At 71.2% G+C, this 18,225-nt stretch carries 15 protein-coding genes; 6 read left to right on the forward strand and 9 right to left on the reverse strand.

Annotated features, from left to right (window positions below):
- The coding region (locus ACWD12_RS32650; RefSeq protein ID WP_450102591.1) for a hypothetical protein at positions 1 to 220 on the forward strand (220 nt) is incomplete at its 5' end.
- A gap of 437 nt (positions 221 to 657) precedes the next feature.
- On the opposite strand, the gene tyrS is transcribed toward ACWD12_RS32650, so the two are convergent.
- Both tyrS and ACWD12_RS32660 read right to left on the reverse strand, forming a co-directional pair.
- On the reverse strand, positions 658 to 1,935 hold the full coding sequence (gene tyrS / locus ACWD12_RS32655) for a tyrosine--tRNA ligase (protein ID WP_358365105.1): 1,278 nt from the start codon (positions 1,933 to 1,935) through the stop codon (positions 658 to 660).
- 105 nt (positions 1,936 to 2,040) lie between these two features.
- Positions 2,041 to 2,721, reverse strand: a complete 681-nt coding sequence (locus ACWD12_RS32660; RefSeq protein ID WP_450102592.1) for a DNA-3-methyladenine glycosylase — start codon at positions 2,719 to 2,721, stop codon at positions 2,041 to 2,043.
- Between the two features lie 59 nt (positions 2,722 to 2,780).
- On the opposite strand from ACWD12_RS32660, the gene ACWD12_RS32665 reads away from it, so the two are divergent.
- Positions 2,781 to 3,563, forward strand: a complete 783-nt coding sequence (locus ACWD12_RS32665; RefSeq protein ID WP_358365110.1) for a sporulation protein — start codon at positions 2,781 to 2,783, stop codon at positions 3,561 to 3,563.
- A 71-nt stretch (positions 3,564 to 3,634) separates the two neighbouring features.
- Here the strand turns inward: ACWD12_RS32665 and ACWD12_RS32670 are convergent, their stop codons facing one another.
- A complete protein-coding gene (locus ACWD12_RS32670) occupies positions 3,635 to 5,071 on the reverse strand; it encodes a hypothetical protein (protein ID WP_450102593.1) in 1,437 nt (478 codons plus the stop codon).
- A 358-nt stretch (positions 5,072 to 5,429) separates the two neighbouring features.
- Between ACWD12_RS32670 and ACWD12_RS32675 the strand changes: the two genes are divergently transcribed.
- Positions 5,430 to 5,972: a YbhB/YbcL family Raf kinase inhibitor-like protein gene (locus ACWD12_RS32675; RefSeq protein WP_450102594.1), complete on the forward strand. Its 543-nt coding sequence runs from the start codon at positions 5,430 to 5,432 to the stop codon at positions 5,970 to 5,972.
- Positions 5,973 to 6,272: 300 nt separating this feature from the next.
- Positions 6,273 to 6,776 carry an HNH endonuclease gene (locus ACWD12_RS32680; RefSeq protein ID WP_450102595.1) on the forward strand — a complete coding sequence of 168 codons (504 nt, stop codon included), beginning with the start codon at positions 6,273 to 6,275 and terminating at the stop codon, positions 6,774 to 6,776.
- A gap of 79 nt (positions 6,777 to 6,855) precedes the next feature.
- On the opposite strand, the gene ACWD12_RS32685 is transcribed toward ACWD12_RS32680, so the two are convergent.
- From ACWD12_RS32685 to ACWD12_RS32700, 4 genes are all read right to left on the reverse strand, one after another.
- Positions 6,856 to 8,754 carry a peptidase MA family metallohydrolase gene (locus ACWD12_RS32685; RefSeq protein WP_450102596.1) on the reverse strand — a complete coding sequence of 633 codons (1,899 nt, stop codon included), beginning with the start codon at positions 8,752 to 8,754 and terminating at the stop codon, positions 6,856 to 6,858.
- A 97-nt stretch (positions 8,755 to 8,851) separates the two neighbouring features.
- On the reverse strand, positions 8,852 to 10,471 hold the full coding sequence (locus tag ACWD12_RS32690; protein WP_450102597.1) for a hypothetical protein: 1,620 nt from the start codon (positions 10,469 to 10,471) through the stop codon (positions 8,852 to 8,854).
- Between the two features lie 168 nt (positions 10,472 to 10,639).
- Entirely contained in the window at positions 10,640 to 12,208 is a 1,569-nt protein-coding gene (locus tag ACWD12_RS32695; protein WP_450102598.1) for a peptidase MA family metallohydrolase, read from the reverse strand.
- Positions 12,209 to 12,359: 151 nt separating this feature from the next.
- The gene (locus ACWD12_RS32700) at positions 12,360 to 12,815 is read right to left on the reverse strand and encodes a MarR family winged helix-turn-helix transcriptional regulator (protein ID WP_358361803.1); all 456 of its coding nucleotides are present in this window, start codon (positions 12,813 to 12,815) and stop codon (positions 12,360 to 12,362) included.
- A 98-nt stretch (positions 12,816 to 12,913) separates the two neighbouring features.
- Here ACWD12_RS32700 and ACWD12_RS32705 point away from each other — a divergent pair, with 98 nt between their 5' ends.
- Positions 12,914 to 15,319, forward strand: a complete 2,406-nt coding sequence (locus ACWD12_RS32705) for an MMPL family transporter (RefSeq protein WP_450102599.1) — start codon at positions 12,914 to 12,916, stop codon at positions 15,317 to 15,319.
- Here ACWD12_RS32705 and ACWD12_RS32710 read toward each other — a convergent pair.
- Complete coding sequence (locus ACWD12_RS32710; RefSeq protein WP_450102600.1) at positions 15,271 to 16,155, reverse strand: metallophosphoesterase family protein; 885 nt, start codon at positions 16,153 to 16,155, stop codon at positions 15,271 to 15,273. The genes ACWD12_RS32705 and ACWD12_RS32710 overlap by 49 nt on opposite strands.
- Before the next feature lie 174 nt (positions 16,156 to 16,329).
- Between ACWD12_RS32710 and ACWD12_RS32715 the strand changes: the two genes are divergently transcribed.
- The gene (locus tag ACWD12_RS32715) at positions 16,330 to 17,535 is read left to right on the forward strand and encodes a DUF2330 domain-containing protein (RefSeq protein ID WP_450102601.1); all 1,206 of its coding nucleotides are present in this window, start codon (positions 16,330 to 16,332) and stop codon (positions 17,533 to 17,535) included.
- A 117-nt stretch (positions 17,536 to 17,652) separates the two neighbouring features.
- Here ACWD12_RS32715 and ACWD12_RS32720 read toward each other — a convergent pair whose 3' ends face one another.
- The gene (locus ACWD12_RS32720; protein ID WP_358361792.1) at positions 17,653 to 18,183 is read right to left on the reverse strand and encodes a hypothetical protein; all 531 of its coding nucleotides are present in this window, start codon (positions 18,181 to 18,183) and stop codon (positions 17,653 to 17,655) included.
- Between the last annotated feature and the right edge of the window lie 42 nt (positions 18,184 to 18,225).

Here is an 18,225-nt window from a genome sequence, read left to right on the forward strand (position 1 = left end):
TTTGGCGTTGACTTTTGGCACGCTGTTGAGTTCTCAAGGAACGGACGCTTCCTTCGAGACCCTTTCACCGGTCTCTCCGGGCGTTACGCTCTTCGGTGTTTCTTTGTTCTTGCTTTTCTTTCCGCTCTTCGAGCCTACCAGATCCGTTTTCCCGCTCTCAACTCGCTTCCGAGCCTTTGAGCAAGCCGCGCATCCGGCGTTCTCGATGCATCCACCGTAGCAGGTTTCCGCGGGGTTCCGAACCACTTCCCGCGATTGCCTAAACGCACGCGAAAAACAAATTCGGGCAACACAAAGAAGGGCGCACGGAAATCGTTTGAACGATTCCGTTCGATTCGCTTCGATGTGATGGTCGCTGCGGGACCGGCCATCGCGCCACGGATGTGCACCGGCTTCAGGCGCATGACGAAGCATGCGGCACTAGAAGGGGGTTCACGGAGGGCGCATTCTGTCCGGATCTCCCGAACGAGCGACTTGGAAGACATTAGACGAGTCCGCGAGACGAGTCAAGCCGGGCCCGCGAACTCGTCCTGAAGTTCGCGGGCCCGGCTTGATCACGTACGAAGTCCCGTGCAGGTCAGCCCACTTCGTGGGCCGTCCAACCGGCCGTCCGGCTGAACGTCCAGCCGATCTGCGGGCAACCGTGCAGCCGACCGGCTAGCCGGTCACCTCAAGGGCGCCGAGGTTGCGCTTGCCGCGGCGCAGCAACGCCCAGCGGCCGTGCAGCAGGTCGGACTCGGTCAGGACCGCGTCCTCACCGGTCACCTTCACGTTGTTCACGTACGCACCACCCTCCTTGATGGTGCGTCGCGCCGCCGACTTGCTGGCCACCAGTTCGGTCGCGACCAGCGCGTCCACCACACTCGGCAACTCGGCGACCTGCGCCGACGGCAGTTCGGCGACCGCGGCCGCCAGCGTCGCGGCGTCCAGTGCGGTCAGGTCCCCCTGGCCGAACAGCGCCTTGCTCGCCTCGACGGCTGCCGCGCACTGATCCGCGCCGTGGACCATCGTGGTGAGTTCCTCGGCGAGGGCCCGCTGTGCGGCCCGGGCCGCCGGCCGTTCGGCGGCCGCGAGCTCCAGCTCCTCGATCTCCTCGTGCGATCGGAAGCTGAAGGTCCGCAGGTAGCGGGACACGTCGCGGTCGTCCGAGTTGAGCCAGAACTGGTAGAAGGCGTACGGCGTCGTCAGCTCGGGGTCGAGCCACACCGCGCCCCCCTCGGTCTTTCCGAACTTCGTGCCATCTGCCTTGGTCAGCAGATTGGCGGTCAGCCCGTGTGCCGAGCCGTGCGGCTGGTTGGCGGTCACCCGGCGGATCAGGTCCAGACCCGCGGTGATGTTGCCCCACTGGTCGCTGCCGCCGATCTGCATCGTGCAGCCGTGCCGGCGGTAGAGCTCCAGGAAGTCGTTCGACTGCAGAAGCACGTAGCTGAACTCGGTGTACGACATGCCCTCGCCGCCGAGCCGTGACTTGACCGTGTCACGCGCGAGCATCTGGTTGATGCTGAAGTGCTTGCCGATGTCGCGCAGCAGGTCGATGGCGCTGAGGTCGTGCGTCCAGTCGAAGTTGTTCGCCATGAGCGCGGTGGTCGGCGCCTCTCCCTCGAAGTCGAGGAAGGCGCTGAGCTGCCCGCGGATGCGGTCCGTCCACTCCCGTACCGTCGACGCCTCGTTGAGCTGGCGCTCCGCGGACGGCTTCGGGTCGCCGATCAGCCCGGTCGCCCCGCCGACCAGTGCGATCGGCCGGTTTCCGGCCTGCTGGAGACGACGCAGGGTCAGCACGATCGTCAGGTGCCCCACGTGCAGGCTCGCGGCGGTGGGGTCGAAGCCTGCATAGACCGTCACGGGACCCTCCGCGAACGCCTTGCGCAATGCGTCCTCGTCGGTGGTCTGGGCGATCAGCCCCCGCCACCTCAGGTCGTCCACGATGTCGGTCACGGCGGCTCGTCTCCTCTTCATGTGTTCTCGAAGTGTCCAGGCAACTCTTGAACGCCTGTACGTGTGCGTGTGTACGCGTGCGTGTGTACGCGTGGGGCGCGGCGCCTACAGCGTGCCCGACGGGTCGGCCGCCGCGCGAACCGGATTCCGTCGCACGCGCGGCACGTGGGCGCGGTACGGGCTCACCGTCCGGTCCTCGGCTACATGGAACCGCCACGGATACCGCTCGCCGTCCCCACCGTCGCCCGCGACACCGGTACGCGGCCCGCTACGGATCATGCCAGGCTCCACCGGCGTTCCCCGGAGCAGCCGGAACGCCGTCCCCGGCGCGCACGCGTCGACCCCGTCGTGCTCGCGTCCTATCCCGAGTGCGACCGTCAGCCGGGCCGGCCCCTGTGCCAGTTCGGTGTCGCGCTTCGCGCCCGGCCGCCGCGTACGCGCGAGCCCGACGCCCTCGACGATCTCCCCTGCCCGCAGCAGCACCGCGGAAGGTTTGCCGTCAGGTCCGCAGACGACGTTGACGCAGAAGTGCATTCCGTACGTGAAATAGACGTAGAGGTGTCCGGGCGGTCCGAACATGGCGCTGTTGCGCGGTGTCTGCCCCCGGTAGGCGTGCGATCCGGGGTCGACGCCCCCGTCGTACGCCTCCACCTCGGTGATCCGCAGCACGGTACGGCCGTCGTCGGTCTCGTGCACCAGCAGCCGTCCCAGCAGGTCGGGCGCGACGTCCAGGACCGGCCGGTCGAAGAAGGATCGGGGCAGAGCGCGACGGGGGGCGGGTGGCATGGGCCAGACTCTACGGCGACGGGGAGTCATCACGATCACGTGTAGGCCAGGGAGCATCCATGGTGTTCAAGAAGTTCATGGCGAGCATGGGGGCCGGCGGCGCGTCGGTGGAGACCGAGCTCTACCGCCCCGACGTGACGCCGGGCGGCGTCGCCGAGGGTGTCATCCGCATCCAGGGCGGCAAGGTCGACCAGACGATCGAGGGGCTCTACGTCGAGCTCCGCGCGGTCGTCGAGGTCGAGACCGAGGACGGCGAGTACAAGGTCAACCAGGACTTCGCGCGCCTGCAGGTCGGCGGCGGGTTCCAGCTCCGCGAGGGCGCCACGCACGACGTGCAGTTCCAGCTGCCGATCCCGTGGGAGACGCCGGTGACGGTGTTCCGGGGCGTGCAGCTGCGCGGCACCAGCATCGGGGTGCGTACCGAGCTGGAGATCGACCGGGCGATCGACAAGGGTGACCTGGACCCGGTCAACGTGCACCCGATCCCGGCGCAGTCGGCGATCCTCGACGCGTTCGGCAACCTCGGCTTCCACTTCAAGGGTGCGGACCTGGAGAAGGGCCACATCCGCAACACGCGGCAGCGGTTGCCCTTTTACCAGGAGATCGAGTTCACGCCCTCCGGCCAGTACTCGCGTATCAACGAGGTCGAGCTGACGTTCATCTCGGACGAACACGCGACCGAGGTGATCCTCGAGGTCGACAAGAAGGGCGGTCTGATCAGCGAGGGCAGCGACGCGTACCGGCACTTCACGATCGACCACGGCGCGGTCGAGGGCACGGACTGGGCGGCGTACCTGCATGGCTGGCTCAACGAGGTCGGCCAGCGCCGCGGCTGGTTCTAGGCCGACGGCGGCAACAGTCGACGGCGGTACCGGTCCACGGCGGCACGCTCGTGGGAACACGTCGCTCGTCGCTACGGCACGCCGAACAGCGTCCTGACGTATTGCGCCCAGTCCGTCTCGAAGTCGGCGCGTTCGAATCCGGTCGCGTTCTTGAGGGCCTGGTCGACCGCGGACGGCGACGGGTCGGCGTAGACGGCGGCGATGAAGCGGTAGACCGCGGAGGTTCCGCCCAGTTGTTCTATGCGCAGCACGGCGAGGTGCGCGAGTTCGTAGGACGCGGCGTTGCCCACCGGATCGGCCTGGTACAGGTCGGCGTCGGTGGGCAGCGCGCCGCCGAACCGCCCGGTGACCACGTAGGTGCGCGCCTCCGTGAGCTCCGCGTCGAGGTGGTCGCGGTGGTCGCGGAGCGCGAGCCAGTCGGCGAAGCCCTCCACGATCCAAACGGGCTGGTTCTGCCCGGCGAGTTCGGTGCGCAGCGGGGTGATGAGCGCGTGGGCCATCTCGTGGCGCAGCAGCGCGGCCGCGTGTTCGGGGTCTCCGGAGGTGAAGTAGCCGGAGTTGACGTCGACGACTATGCGGGCGCCACCGAATTGCGGGTGCCCGATGACCGGTGAGGCGCCGGCGGTCGCCGATGTGCGCAGGGCGTACGTGAGTCCGGACTCGTCGCCGTGCTGGTCCGCGCGTCCCCCGTAGAGCTCGTAGAACGAGTGCCGGTCGGCCACCGGCACGAGGACGAATCCGGGGCTTGTGCCTTTCGGCCCCTTGTACGTCGCGAGGTCGGCGACCGCGGCCGCCTCTGCGGCGTCGGCAAGGCCCTCCACGCGGTCGGCCAGGCCCTGTTCGGCCAGGACGACGACGTGCGGGCGGCGGGCGACGGTGAGTTCGGACCGGTCCCAGGGCGCGGGGTAGTCGCGGGCGTAGCGGTAGCCGGCGCCCTCGTAGGGCGTGCCGGTCACGCTGGTGATGCGCAGCTGCGCCCCGGGCGCCGGCCGCACGACGGTCCAGCGGTATCCCTCCCCGACCGTCGCGGTGTCGGCGTTGGCGATGCGGTGGTCGAACGAGACGTCGACGATCAGCGCGTCGGGCATGTCCGCGGGGCGGGTGGCGTCGACGTGGTAGGCCGCCTCGTCGAACGGTATGGGCCGCAGGTTGCGGAACAGCCGCCGCTGTTCGTCGACGAGGCCGGGGGTCGCGGGATCGAGTGCGGCCAGGAAGGCGTTCTCGTCGCCTTCGGCGAGGGCGCGGCTGCGGGCGGCCGCGAGCGCTTCGAGTTCGGCTGGTGTGACGGGCGCGGCCGCGGGCGGTGCGGGGCTCGGCGATGCGGCGGAGGGGGCGGGGAGCGGTGCGGACGCCTCGTCCTTGCGGTCGCGGGTGGCGCCGTAGGCGATGACCGCGGCGAGCAGCACGACCAGCATCAGGAGTGTCACGGTGACGCGGGTGGCGGCACGGGAGTCGCGGCGGCGGCCGGGTGCGGCGGCGTGCCCCGTGCTCGTTCGTACCTGCGCCACGGGCGCCGCTCCCCTCACGTGGTGGTCGTTGCCGGGTGCCTTGTCGGGTGCCTTGCCGGTGGCTTGTCGGGCGCCTGTCGGGTGCCCGGCGAGTGCCCCACGGGCACCTGCCGAGTGTCGGCCAGGTGTCCGCCGGGTGTTGTGCGCGCTGTTCTCACCTGGCAACTTCCGCCGGTGGCGGGAGGATACCCGCGCGAGGGCGCGGCGCCGAGAGAAGATCGGCACCGGTGCCCTCGCCCGACGGCGTAGGGTCGGCTCATGTGTGCCGGGTGCGTGCGGCCGCGGGGTGCTCGCCGCCGCCGTGGTGCCCGGGGAATCGTGGTCGGCCGCGGTCGGCCCGGAGCTGGAGGAGCCCGTCGTGTCGGATCCGAAGATGCCGCCGCTGCCGTACGAATTCCTGCCGGAGAAGCCGTGGTTCACGGTGACGAGCACGGATGTCTCGGACGGCGTGACGCTGCCGTCCCCGCAGGTGAGCGGCGTGATGGGGGCCGGTGGCGAGGACAAGTCGCCGCAGCTGGCGTGGTCCGGTTTCCCGGCCGAGACGAAGAGCTTCGTGGTGACCTGCTTCGACCCCGACGCGCCGACCGCCAGCGGTTTCTGGCACTGGTCGGTGGTGAACATCCCGGCCTCGGTGACGGAGCTCGAGGCCGGCGCGGGTGCGCAGGACGGCAAGGGGCTGCCGGAGGGTGCCTTGCAGGTGCGCAACGACGCGGGCTTCCCCGGGTACGTCGGCGCCGCACCGCCGGAGGGCCACTACCCGCACCGGTATGCCTTCGTCGTGCACGCGGTCGACGTCGAGAAGCTGGACGTCGACGGGAGCGCCTCGCCGGCCGTCGTCGGCTTCAACCTCTTCTTCCACACGCTCGCGCGCGCGATCGTGACGCCGGTCTACCAGCGCTGAGCCGCACGGTGCCGATCCGGTAACTACCGGGTAATTGCGTTGTCCCGGTGATCCCCTCCCGGGCACAGTTGTGGCAGCCCGCCGCCTTCCGGCGGCGGGCTGGGCAATCTGGCCGATGGACCGGCCGGATCCGAGAAAGGCGCGCATGACCTCCGTGGCACCACCGCTCAACTGACGACGTTCCCCGGCCCCCAGAACGTGGGCGGGCGGCGCGGATCGCGGCGGGGCGTACGCCCGGCCGGTCCTGGGTCGCCCTGTTCGGATCCGCGGCGGTCCCCACCCTGAAGGGAGGGCGGACGCATGCGGGACACGTTGGTGCTGAACGCGACGTACCAGCCGCTTGCGACGGTGTCGTTCCGTCGCGCGCTGGTGTTGGTGTTGCAGGAGAAGGCCGTGGTCGAGGACGTCGAGCCGGGCCGGGTCATCCGCGCGGCGGCGCTTGAGCTGCCGGTTCCCCGAGTCATCAGGTTGCTCCGCTACGTCCGTGTGCCGTTCCGACAACGGGTGGCGTGGTCGAAGCGGGGCGTGTTGCAGCGGGACGGGCGCCGGTGCGCGTACTGCGGCGGGCGGGCGACGACGGTCGACCACGTACGGCCGAAGTCGCGCGGCGGTGCCGACTCGTGGCTGAACACGGTGGCGGCGTGCGCGGCGGACAACCAGCGCAAGGCCGACCGGACGCCCGAGGAGGCGGGGATGCGCCTGCTCTTCCAGCCGTACGAGCCGTCCGGCAGCCGCGCCTTGGTGCTGGCCTTCGGCGTGACGGCCGAGCAGCAGGCATGGTTCGGCGAGGCCGTCGCCGTGTGAGACGGGGCCACCGCCGAGTGTGGTGGGGCCGGGTGGATGCCGCGGTCGGTTGTGGTCCCGGACGACTCGTCCGGTGGACTCAGCCGAAGTTCTCGCGCGTCCACTCGGCCCAGGCCTTCTCGAACTGCGAGAGGCTTTGTCCGGTGGCGGTCTGGATGGCCGCGTCCACGCCGCGCGAGGTCCCCATGTAGACGTCGGCTATGAACGCGCAGGCCTTGTCGGCGCCGTAGGTGTCGGCCAGGTAGCGGATGGCCAGGTGCGCCTGGTTGTACGCGGCGTCGATGACCTTCTCGTCCTCGGCCGCAAAGTCGTCGTCGTCCGGCAGCGTGCCGGTGAACTTGCCGTCCTTGATCTGCGCGCCGACTCCGTGCGCCTCGTAGCTGTCCGCTATGGACGCGTCCGCCTGCGCCACCCAGTCGGCGAACCCTTCCGCGGCCCACAGGGGTATCTGGTCGTAGTCGGCGCGGGTCAGCGGGTCGAGCAGGGCGTGCACCATCTCGTGGCGCAGGATGATGCGCGCGAACTCGCGGTCCTGGTCCATCTCGTCGAGGTCGATGACGACGCGGCTACCGCCTATGCTGCCGATGTCGTCGGCCGCGCTCAGCGGCAGTGCGAATCCGGCCGCCCAGTCGCCGGGTGACTCACGGCTGTAGAGCTTCTCGAACGTCGTGCGTTCGCGCGTGAGGGTGATGACGAAGCCCGGGGACGCGCCCTGCGGCCCGGTCCAGCGCTCGAGGTCGTACGCGGCGGCGGCCTCCGCCTCGTCGGCGCGCACGCGCAGATCCTCGGCGCTCGCGCTGGGGCCGAGTACGACGACGTGCGGGCGGCGTTCGACGGCCAGGTCCCAGACGTCCCAGGGCGCCGGGTAGCCGGCGGGGCCGGTGATGTTGCTGTCGCGGGCCCCGGACACCTGGGTCAGGGAGCACGGGTCGGCCGCGCTCGCGCAGCGCAGCGTCCATACGTAGCGCTCGACGACCGGGAGCACGTCGACGTTGGTGATCTTGTGGCGGAAGTCGACCCCGACGGTGGCGGTGACCGGCCAGGCACCGGAGGAACCGGTTTCGCCGCGCGCGTCGTTCACCTCGTCGGCCGACCAGGCGCTCTCGTCGAACGGGACCATCGTGAGATTGGTGAACAGGCGGCGTTCGGCGTCGACGAGGGCCTTGTTGTTCTTGTCGACCGGGGTGAGGAACGCGTCGGCGTCGTTCGCGGCGAGTGCGGAGGTGCGGGCGGCGGTGAGCGTACGCGCCCGGTTGAGCACGGCCGTGCGCTGCGCGGCGGAGGCGCTCGGCCCCTTGAGGTCGGGGTCGGAGGTTGGTGCCGGGCTGGGGGTTTCGGTGTCCTGCTTGCCGGGGTCGTCCTTGGCGCCGTCGCTGCCGCCGCTCCCGTCGTCGGCGTCCTGTCCGTCGTCGCCGGGGTTCTTGCCACCGGGGTCGGCGGGTTCGTCGGACGGGAGTCCGGTGCCGGGCTCCGTGGCGACGCCCGCGTCGGCGGCGGCTCTGGCCTCGCCGGTGCGGTCCGGAAGCTGGGTTATCGCCGCGACCAGGGTCACGAGCGCGGCGAGCAGCGAGCAGACGACGATGGCGGCGGTGTGCCGGTCGCGACGCGGGTTGGCGACGGCGTGCGGCCACAGGCCGAGGGGATCGCGGGGGCTGCGGTAGGGGACGTACCCGGAGGTGCCGGCGGGTCCCGCGGTGAAGCGGAAGAACTGGTCGGGGGCAGCGGTCGGACCAAAGGGCGCAAAGGGGTCGAACGGGGCGCGCGGTGCCGGGAGTGCGGGGGCCGAAGGAGCCGCGGGGGCTGCGGGGGCCGCATCGTACGGGTTCTGCGCGGACCACTGCGGGGTCACGGACGGCTCGATCAGCGTCCCGCGTATCCGACCGGGCGTCATGGCGGCGCGGTCGTCGGGCGGCTGGTCCGGTCCCCCGCCCGCAGGCTCCTCGGCACCGGGCCGAGGCGCGCTGTCGTCCATGGTCATCCCCGAGCTCCGCTGTCGGCTTCACCCGTGCGGGTGCAGCGTGAGGATATCCGGGTACGCACCGGCCCGGGGAATCCGTCCCGTTCGTGCACTGTCGTCACCCCGCCTTGCTCTTGACGTATTGCGCCCATTTCGCCTCGAACGCGGTGCGGTCGAGGCCCGTGGCGGTCTTGAGCGCGGCGTCGACCGAGCCGGGACGCGGGTCGCGGTACACGGCGATGACGAACTCGTAAGCCTTGGCAGCGCCGTACTTGTCGGCGATATACCGAATTGACAGCATTGCGAAGTGATAGCCGGACGCGCTGGTCTTGGGATCGGCCGAGTAGATCTCCGTGTCCGTCGGCAGCTTGCCGCCGAACTTCCCGGAGCGGACCAGTTCGCGGGCGGGCGGCACGTACCAGCGGTCGAGCGACCGGTCGCTCCACTCCAGGTAGCCCGCGAACCCCTCGGCCACCCACAGCGGCGGCGTCCCGGCGGAGCGCTGCTGGAAGGTCGCCATCATGGCGTGGCCCATCTCGTGCCGGAAGATGGCGATCGCGTCCTCGGCCGCGCCGTCGGTGATGTCCTGCGACGTGGAGTCGACGTAGATGCGGCTGCCCGCGAAGTCCGGTGTCTGCGGCGACTTGCCGGTCGGATCGGCGGGCAGCGACAGGCACACGCCGATGGCGTTGGTGGTGACGCTGTCACCGCCGCGCACCTTCTCGAACGACGCGCGGTCGGGGGTGAGGAACACCAGGAACCGGCCCGGCGTCTTCTCCGCGCCCTTCCACGCGGTGATGTTGCGGGTCGCCGCGGTCTCGGCGCGGCTCGCCCAGGTCGCGGCCTTCGCCTGGTGCTGCCGGGCGGCGAGGAGGAGCACGTGCGGCTTGTCCACGACGACGAGTTCGGCCGAGTCCCAGGGCGCGGGGTACGTCGAACCGCCGCGCCCGGCGTCGGCGCCGCCGTCGACCTCGGTGACGCGCAGCGGCGTGCCGGGCGCCTCGCGCGTGACCGTCCAGCGGTACGTCTCCGCGATCGGCGCCACGTCCACGCCCGCGATCTGGTGGCTGAACACGACCGTGACGGAGCTGGTGCGCCGCGTCCCGGCGGGGTCCTCGGCCCGCGGGGCGACGGCCTGGAGACGGTACTCGGCGCGCGCGAAGGGGATCTTGAGGAGGTTGCCGAACAGGCGGGTGCGTTCGGCGACCAGCGCCGTGCGGTCGGCGGCGTACGGCTCCAGGAACATGGCCTGGTCCTTGCGCCGCAGCGCCTCGGTCTGCCGGGCGACCACGTCCGCGATCTCGGCGCGGGTCAGCTCCGGGACGCGTTGCGGCGACGACGGCGAGGGGGCAACTGCCGGGTCGCTGCCCTGGGGACGGCCCGCGTCGTGCTGCGCGGCGGCGCTGTCGACGAGGGCGCGGGCGGGGCCGGCGGCGTGGCGTACCACCGCGGCAAGGCCGAGCGAGGCGGCCGCGACGGAGACGACGACGGCGCCGGTGAGAGTCCGGCGAAGCCTGGGGCGGGTCGTCGGGCTGCCCGGTGGCCTGTCGCGATTGGGTTCGGGGTCGGCTTCAGGGTCGCGTGGGGGCGCGGGCGCGCGCGTGCCGGACGCGGGTGGCTCGGATGCGTGCGTACGCGTCGCGAACGCGTCGGGCGCGGGCGTGCCGAATACCGATGTCCTGAGGCTCGATTCGTCGCTGTCCGGTTCGTCGCCGTCCCGTTCGTGGGCCCCCGACATGCCGCGTCCCCAGCGCGGTTCGTCGTGGCCACACGCGTCCCGGCCGCACTCGTCTTGCCCGTACGCGCCTTGCCCGGAGAGGTCCTCCGGTGCCGGAGTCCCCACTCCGCCGGCCGTCATTGCCACCCCACCCCCTGCCCCCTGTTTCCCCCAGGTGCCTCGTGCCGATCACACGTGGCTCTTGACCCACTTCGCCCAATTGGCCTCGAACGTCGCCTTGTCGAGTCCTGTCGCCGTCTTGAGGGCGGCATCGACCGACCCCGGTTCCCGGTAAACGGCGATGACGAACGTGTAGGTCTTGCCTGCGCCGTACTTGTCCACCATGTAGCGGATCACCGTCATGCTCAGGTGGTAGTTGATCCCGTTCGCCTCGGGATCCTCGCCGTAGATCTGGTCGTCTGTCGGAATCTTGCCGGGGAACGAGCGCCCGCGCACATACTCGCGCGCGTCGGGCGCGTAGTAGTCCCCGAACAGGTCGGCCCACTCCAGGTATTCGGCGAAACCCTCGACGACCCACAGGGGCATACGCCCGGCCCGGGTCCCGCTGAAGCCGGCCATGAGCGCGTGGCCCATCTCGTGCCGCATGACGCCGGTCTGCGCGTCGTACGCACTCATGCCCTTGGCGTCCGTGTCCCACGTTATACGGCTCCCGGCTATCGGCCGTGCCGGGTCCGCACCGGGATCGTCCCGGTCGCGCAGCACCGGAGAGCAGAAGGCGACCGTGCCCTCGGGGGTGTCACCGCCGTACGCCTGCCCGAACGTCCCCGGGTCCGGGCTCGCGAACACCAGGAAGCGGGACGGAATGTCGGCCGGCCCCTTCCAGAGCGCCAGGTCGCGCTTGGCGGCCGTCTCGGCGCGGTCCGCCCACTGCGCCGACTTCGCCCGGTCGGCCACCGCGGCAAGCAGGATCACGTGCGGGCGTTCGACCTTGACCAGTTCGGCGAGATCCCACGCCTGCGGGTCGTCGTTCGCCACCGCGGTGATGCGCAGCGGCGCGCCGATGGCCTCGCGCGAGACGGTCCAGCGGTACGTCTGCACCGCGGGCGCCAGGTCGACGCCCGGTATCTGGTGCACGAACTCGACCGACACGTCGGCGTTCACCGGTCCGCCGTCGCGGGTGGACAGCGATCCGGAGGAGACGCCGTCCCAGCGGAACACCGCCCGGGTGAACGGGATCAGGCGCAGGTTGGCGAACACGCGGCGGCGCTCGGCGAGGAGTTCGGGCTTTGCCTGGTCGTAGGGGGCGAGGAATGCGTTCAGGTCGCCGGCGCGCAGGGCGTCGCCCTGGGCCGTGGCGACGGACTTGACCTCGTCGACCGTGATCTCGGTGCGCGGCGTCGGGGTCGAAGTCGGAGCGGCGGTCGTCGTCGGCGAGGCCGCGGAGGGCGGCGCGGCCGGCGACGTGTGCGCCCGTGTCGTGTCGAGGACTTCGCGTGCGCCGGGGTTGCCGAACCCGACGAGGCCGAGCATGAGCAGGAGCACCGCGCCGAGGACGACGACCGGTATCAGGACCGGGTGCGGGCCGCGGCGCGCGGGGGCCGCGGCCACGAACAGGTGCGCGTTGTGCGGGACCTGCGGCTCCACGTCCTGAGCCTCTGCGGTCTGCGGCTCAACGCCCTGCGGATCCGCGCCGCGCGGCTCGGCAGTCTGCGGGTTCACGCCCTGCGGCTCCGCGGCCTGTTGCGTGGTCGGCTCGTCGGCCGGCACCTTGTCGTCCCCACCCGGCTGGTCGGCCATGCCGCGCCCTCCCCCGTGCCCGCCGCGGCCGTTGCTGCCGGGCCTCCGGGACATGCTGCCTGATCATCCGCAAAACCGCGTCCGCGGAGAGTACCGGTCCACGGCGACGCACCGTCAAGGGGGTTGCCGCGCCCCGGTCCCGGGTGCGGTGTCAGCAGGTGTCGGGGACCCAGCCGGCGCGGTGTGCGGCGAGCAGTTTGTCCGTCGCGGTGCGCAGTACCGCGACCTCGTCCTCGGCGAGTGAGGCGAAGAAGGCGTCCTCGGCCTCGGTGAGCAGCGTGCGGCTCTTGTCCACGGTCTTGCGCCCCGCGGCGGTGACGTGGATCAGGTGGCGGCGGCGGTCCTCGGGATTGCGGCGCCGCTCGGCGAAGCCGTGTGCCTCCAGCTCGTCGATGACGCCGACCAGCACGTTGGGGTCGATACCGAGGAGCCGGCTGACGTCCTGCTGCGAGAGGCCGTCGTACGCGAGCAGCGTCTCCATGACGTGTACGTGCTTCGAGCGCACGCCGAGTGGCGCAAGCACCTCCTCGGCCAGCCCGACGAGCAGTTCCCCCACCTTGACCAGCCGGTATCCGGTCCTCGTGCCCATCGGCGGACGTCTTTCCATGCGCACAACTCTACCGACGCACAATCGTATGCATTGCCGATGAACATCATGGAATATCGTATGCTGCACATACGAATCCTTCGATCGGAAGGCCGGCGATGTTCGCTGCCCTCGCACGCCTGACCACCTCCCGACCACGTCTCCTGCTGATCTCCGCCTTCGTGCTGCTGGCCCTCGCCGCGGTCGTCGGGCGGGGCGCCGCCGACGAGTTGCTCGGCGGCGGCAACGAAGACCCGGGGTCGTCGTCGGCCCGCGCCGCCGCGGCCCTGGACCGTGACTTCCCCGGCAGCCGCCCCAACTTCGTGCTGCTCGTGACGCCTTCCGGTGGCTCGGCCGGGCTCGACGGACCCGGGACCGCGGCCGACGTCAAGGCGCTCACCGACCGCCTCGCGGCCGAACCCGGGGTCACCGGCGTCCGCTCCTACTGGACGACGGGTTCACCGACGCTGCGCACCGACGACGGGCGCTCCGGCCTCGTCCTGGCCCACCTGGAAGGCCGCGAGACCGCCGCGGCCGACACCCTCGAACGAATAGCGCCGCACTACCGCGGCGCACAGGACGGGCTCGACGTACGCATCGGCGGCATGGTCGCCGTGCAGCACGACATCCAAAGCACCATCTCCGAGGACCTCGTACGCGCCGAGTTGATCGCCCTCCCGATCACGCTGCTGATCCTGGTCCTGGTCTTCGGCAGCGCGGTCGCGGCGCTGCTGCCGCTGGCCGTGGGCCTGTTCGCGATGTTCGGCACGAGCGCGGTCCTGCGGGCGGTGGCCTCGTTCACGGACGTCTCCGTGTTCGCGCTCAACCTGACCACCGTGCTCGGGCTCGGACTCGCCGTCGACTACGGGCTGTTCGTGGTACGCCGCTACCGAGAGGAACTCGCGGGCGGTGCCGACGTGCCCGGCGCGGTGGCCGCCACACTGCGCACCGCGGGCCGTACTGTGCTGTTCTCCGCGCTGACCCTCGCCGTCTCGCTCGCCGCGATGCTCGTTTTCCCGCAGTACTTCCTGCGCTCGTTCGCGTACGCGGGCATCCCCGTCGTGCTGCTCGCGGCCGTGGGCGCGCTCGTCGTGCTGCCGGCCGCCCTGGTGCTGCTGGGTCGGCGCGTGGACGCGGGCGACATACGCAAGCCGCTGCGGCGGATCGGCTTCCTTGGCCGCCGCCGCAGGGCTTCCGTGGAGGCGGACGGCGCGGAAAACTTGGCCGGGACAGGGTGGTTCCGCTTGTCTCAGGCGGTCATGCGGAGGGCCCCGGTGGTGACCGTGGCCACCGTCGGTGGCTTGCTACTGCTCGGACTCCCTTTCCTGGGAGTGCAGTTCGGCACCGCGGACGACCGCCAGCTGCCCACGTCGGCGGAGTCGCGGCAGGTTCAGCAGGTGATACGCGACCACGTCGAGGGGCGCCCGGCCGGAACCATCGAGATCGTGGCGCGCGAATCCACCGACAGCGCGGCGCGCGCCGACTACGCGGCACGCCTGTCCGCGCTGCCGGGGGTCGCCCGCGTCGTGGGACCGGAAGGCGTGTTCCGGGCAGGGCAGTTGGAGACGGCGCCCGGGCCCGCGGAGGCAGGGCGGATCGCGGGGGCGGGCGCGGCGACCAGCGCGTACCTGTCGGTGGTTCCGGCTATCGAGGACTTGTCCCCGGCGGGCCAGGAACTCGTGCGCGATGTCCGGGCCACCCAAGCGCCTTCACCGGTGCTGGTGGGCGGACTCACCGCGACGATCGTGGACAGCAAGGACGCGATCGCCGACCGGCTGTGGATCGCCGGGGCAATCGTCCTGCTGGCCACGTTCGTGCTGGTCTTCCTGTTGTCCGGAAGCGTCGTACTGCCGTTGCTGGCCATCGTGTTCGCGGCGTTGAGCCTCACGGCGATGTTCGGCGCGGTGGTGTGGGTGGTGCAGGACGGCAACCTCTCGGACGTCCTCGGCTTCACGCCCACCGGCTCGATCGAGACGGCTTTGCCGGTGCTCATGTTCTGCATCGCGTTCGGATTGTCTATGGACTACGGCGTGTTCCTGCTCTCACGTGTGCGGGAGGAATACGAGTTGACGGGTGATCACCGGCGTTCGGTGGCGGTCGGGTTGGCGCGTACGGGAAGCATCGTCACGGCAGCGGCGGCGGTCATGGCCGTGGTGATGGGGGCGATCGGCACCTCACGCGTCACGAACACGATGATGCTGGGCGGCGGTCTCGCACTCGCGGTCCTCGTCGACGCGTTCATCGTGCGGAGCCTGCTGGTGCCTGCCGTACTCGGGCTGTTCGGCGAACGCTCGTGGTGGGCCCCGCGTCCGCTGCGGCGACTGCACGACCGGTTCGGGATCAGCGAGTCGGGACCCGGGCCGCGGGGCGTGCCCGCGGCGGCCGGGGCGGTGGCGGGTGCCGGATTCGGCGCCGGCGCCGGGGCCGAGGTGGGCGCAGAGGCCGAGGCGGCGGCCGGCTCCGCGGCCGGCGCACGTCACAGCGTCGCGGTGTCGACCTCCAGCCACGAGTCCGGCGCTTTGTAGCCCGGCAGGCCCCACGACGCCCCGGGATCTGCCGCCAGGCCCTCGACGCGCGTGGTCGCGAGCGGGCCGGTCAAGGTGGCGGTGTAGCGGTAGTGGAGATGGCCGTGCGCGGCCAGCCGCGGGTGCAGCGCGTCGATGAGGCGCTGCACCCGCACCTGGTTGGGATGGCAGATGGCGAGGTCCTTGCGGTCGGTGCCGGGGCGGGTCGCGCGGGGTTTGTCGTGGGTGAGGAGGACGTCGATCCCGGCGGCGTCCGCGGTGCCGGAGGCGTCCGCGGTGTCGCCCGCGGCAGATGCGGCGGCGACGATCCTGCGGACGTCGTCGTCCGTCGCCTCCTCCTCGGGGAACCACAACGTCCCCGCGAAGTCCGGGACTTCGGCGGGTGGGCGGCCCGCGGCGATGCGGTGGCCCTCCTTGCGTGCGGCCTTCTGGCGCCGCCTCGCCTCCTCCTTGAGGCGTTCGTCCTTGTCCACGGAACGGGCGCCGCCGAACGCGAGGAAGCGCACGCCGTCCCAGGTCCAGGTGTGGCCGCGCGGGGCATACCGGATTCGGCCCCGAACCTGGAGGAAGCCTTCCGCGTCGGGCCGGTCGCCGTACCGCTCGTGGATCAGGCCGGACTTGTCGTGGTTGCCGTCGAGGAAGTAGACGGTCACGCCGTGGTCGCGGGCGGCGCGGTGCACGGAGTCGAGGAAGCGGACGCCGCTGTGCTCGTGCTCCCAGTAGCCGAAGTCGCCGAGCTGGAAAACGTGTTCGATACCGCGGTCGGCGGCGGCGCCGAGGATGCGCCGCACATGGCCGAGGTTGCCGTGGGTGTCCCCTGCCAGCAGAAGCCGCATGGCGTCGCCTCGTCTCCGTCTGCCGCCCGGTGCGGCGTCGCTCCCATGATCAGCGGTGCGGGGCGCGGGCGGGAACCGGATTTCCGGGTGCGGCGTCGTACCGCCGTTGCCGTGGATGGATGTGCCGGATCGTCATGGGGGCGGGTCGCGATGATTGTGGTGGAGGGGACTGGGGTGGGGAGCCGGAAGGGGGGCGCGGTGGCGTCCGGGCGTACGGCCGGGCAGGCGCGGTGGGGGCTGCGCACGGCCGCGGTGCTGGTACTGGCGCTGCTGATCCAGGCCGGCTGGGTGATCCGGCCGGCCTGGGCCTGCGGCTGCGGGGCGATGGTCCCGGCGGACCAGGCGACGCTGCGGGTCGGCGAGGAGACGTCGGCCGTCAGCTGGGACGGGGTCACCGAGCGGATCATCATGCGGCTGTCGGTGTCGGGGGACGCCGCCGAGGCCGCGTGGATCATGCCGGTGCCCTCGCGGGCGACGCTGGATCTCGGCGACGCGCAGTTGTTCGACCGTCTGGAGCGGATCGTCGAGCCGGTGGAGAAGACCCGGAACTACTTCTGGCCGCGCGACGGTGACTGGCCGTTCACCGGCGGGGGCGGGGACGGCGATTCGTCGCGGTCGGGGTCCGGGGCGGCGCCCGGGGCTCCCCCGGTCGACGTACTGGCCTCCGGGACGCTCGGGCCGTTCGAGTTCGCCCAGTTGGCGGCGACGGACCCGAACGCCTTGGCGGCATGGCTGGGCGACAACGGCTTCCGGATGCCGGACGGGATGGCCGAGTCGCTACGTCCGTACGTCGAACAACGTTGGGAGTACGTCGCGGTACGCCTCACCCCGGCCGCCGCGGGAGAGCGGGACGCGGCACGCGGGCCGGGGCACAAGCAGACGCTGGGCGGTGAACTCGACCCGCTGCAACTGACGTTCGCCTCCGATCGGCTGGTCTACCCGATGCGCCTCTCGCAGCGCGCGACCAGCGGTCAGACACTGAACCTGTTCGTGTTCGCACCGCACCGGGTCGAGGCGGTCGCGGACATCGGAGGCGGCGGCAAGACCGAGTTGCTGTACGCGGGAAGGCCGGATCCGGAACACGTGGGCTGGCCCGGCACGCCGGGCTCGGCGTCGTACCTCACCGCGATGACGCGTCCGCTGCCGAAGCCGTCCACGATCACGGCCGACTTCGAGTTCCGCGCGGCGCCGAGCGACAAGGGCTTCCAACGTGTCGACTACACCGACGAGTTGCTGACCGTGGGCGGGGTCCCGGTGTGGCTGGTCGTGGTCTTCGGGCCCCTGCTGGCGCTCGGGGTCGGCCTGGTGGTGTGGGCGCGGCGGAAGCACGAGCGGCGGATGGCCGCGTACCCTCCCCCACCGCCGTTGCGGCCGTTGTGACCGCGACGGCCGTCGTGATCGCTGTGACCGTCGTAGTCGCTGTGATCGTCGTGAGCGCCGTGTCTGCCGGACGGCTGTGACCGCGGTGGCGCCGGGATCTTGGGACCGTTGCGTCGGTCAGCCGGAGTTGAGCTGACCGACGCTCGGTTCCTTGTTCTCGACCTTGAGACCGTTCTGCGCACCGATCGACTTGAGGCTGTCGACGACCGACGAGACGTCGTTGACGTCGGCCTCGGTCGCGTTGCCGCCGGAGAGCTTGCCGCCGAGGCCCTGGAGCTTGTCGGCCGCCGCCTGGATGGGCACCAGGGCCTTGGACAACGTCGGGTCCCCCTGGGCGGACTCGATGGCCTTCTTGACCTCGTGGTACGTGAACGCGCCCGCGAGACCGGCCTTCACGAGGGCGAACGTCCGCCCGTCGGCACCGCTTTGGAACTTGCCCTCGCGGTAGGGCTTGACGATCCAGCGGTACGACGCGCCCGCCGCGAGACCGGCGTGCAGCACGAACTTGGTCTTGGCGAATTTGACCGGGTCCTTGGACTGCAACGCCGCGTCGCTGGTCTTCTCGTCGCCGTTGCACGCCGCGAGGCCCAGGAAGAGCGCGCAGGCGGTGAGAACGGCGGCCAGGTTGCGGGCCAGGGGTGAGCGCATGGTGGTGCCCCTCTGTCTCCACGAAGTAGGCACCATTGAGCC

The organism is Streptodolium elevatio (assembly GCF_053592165.1).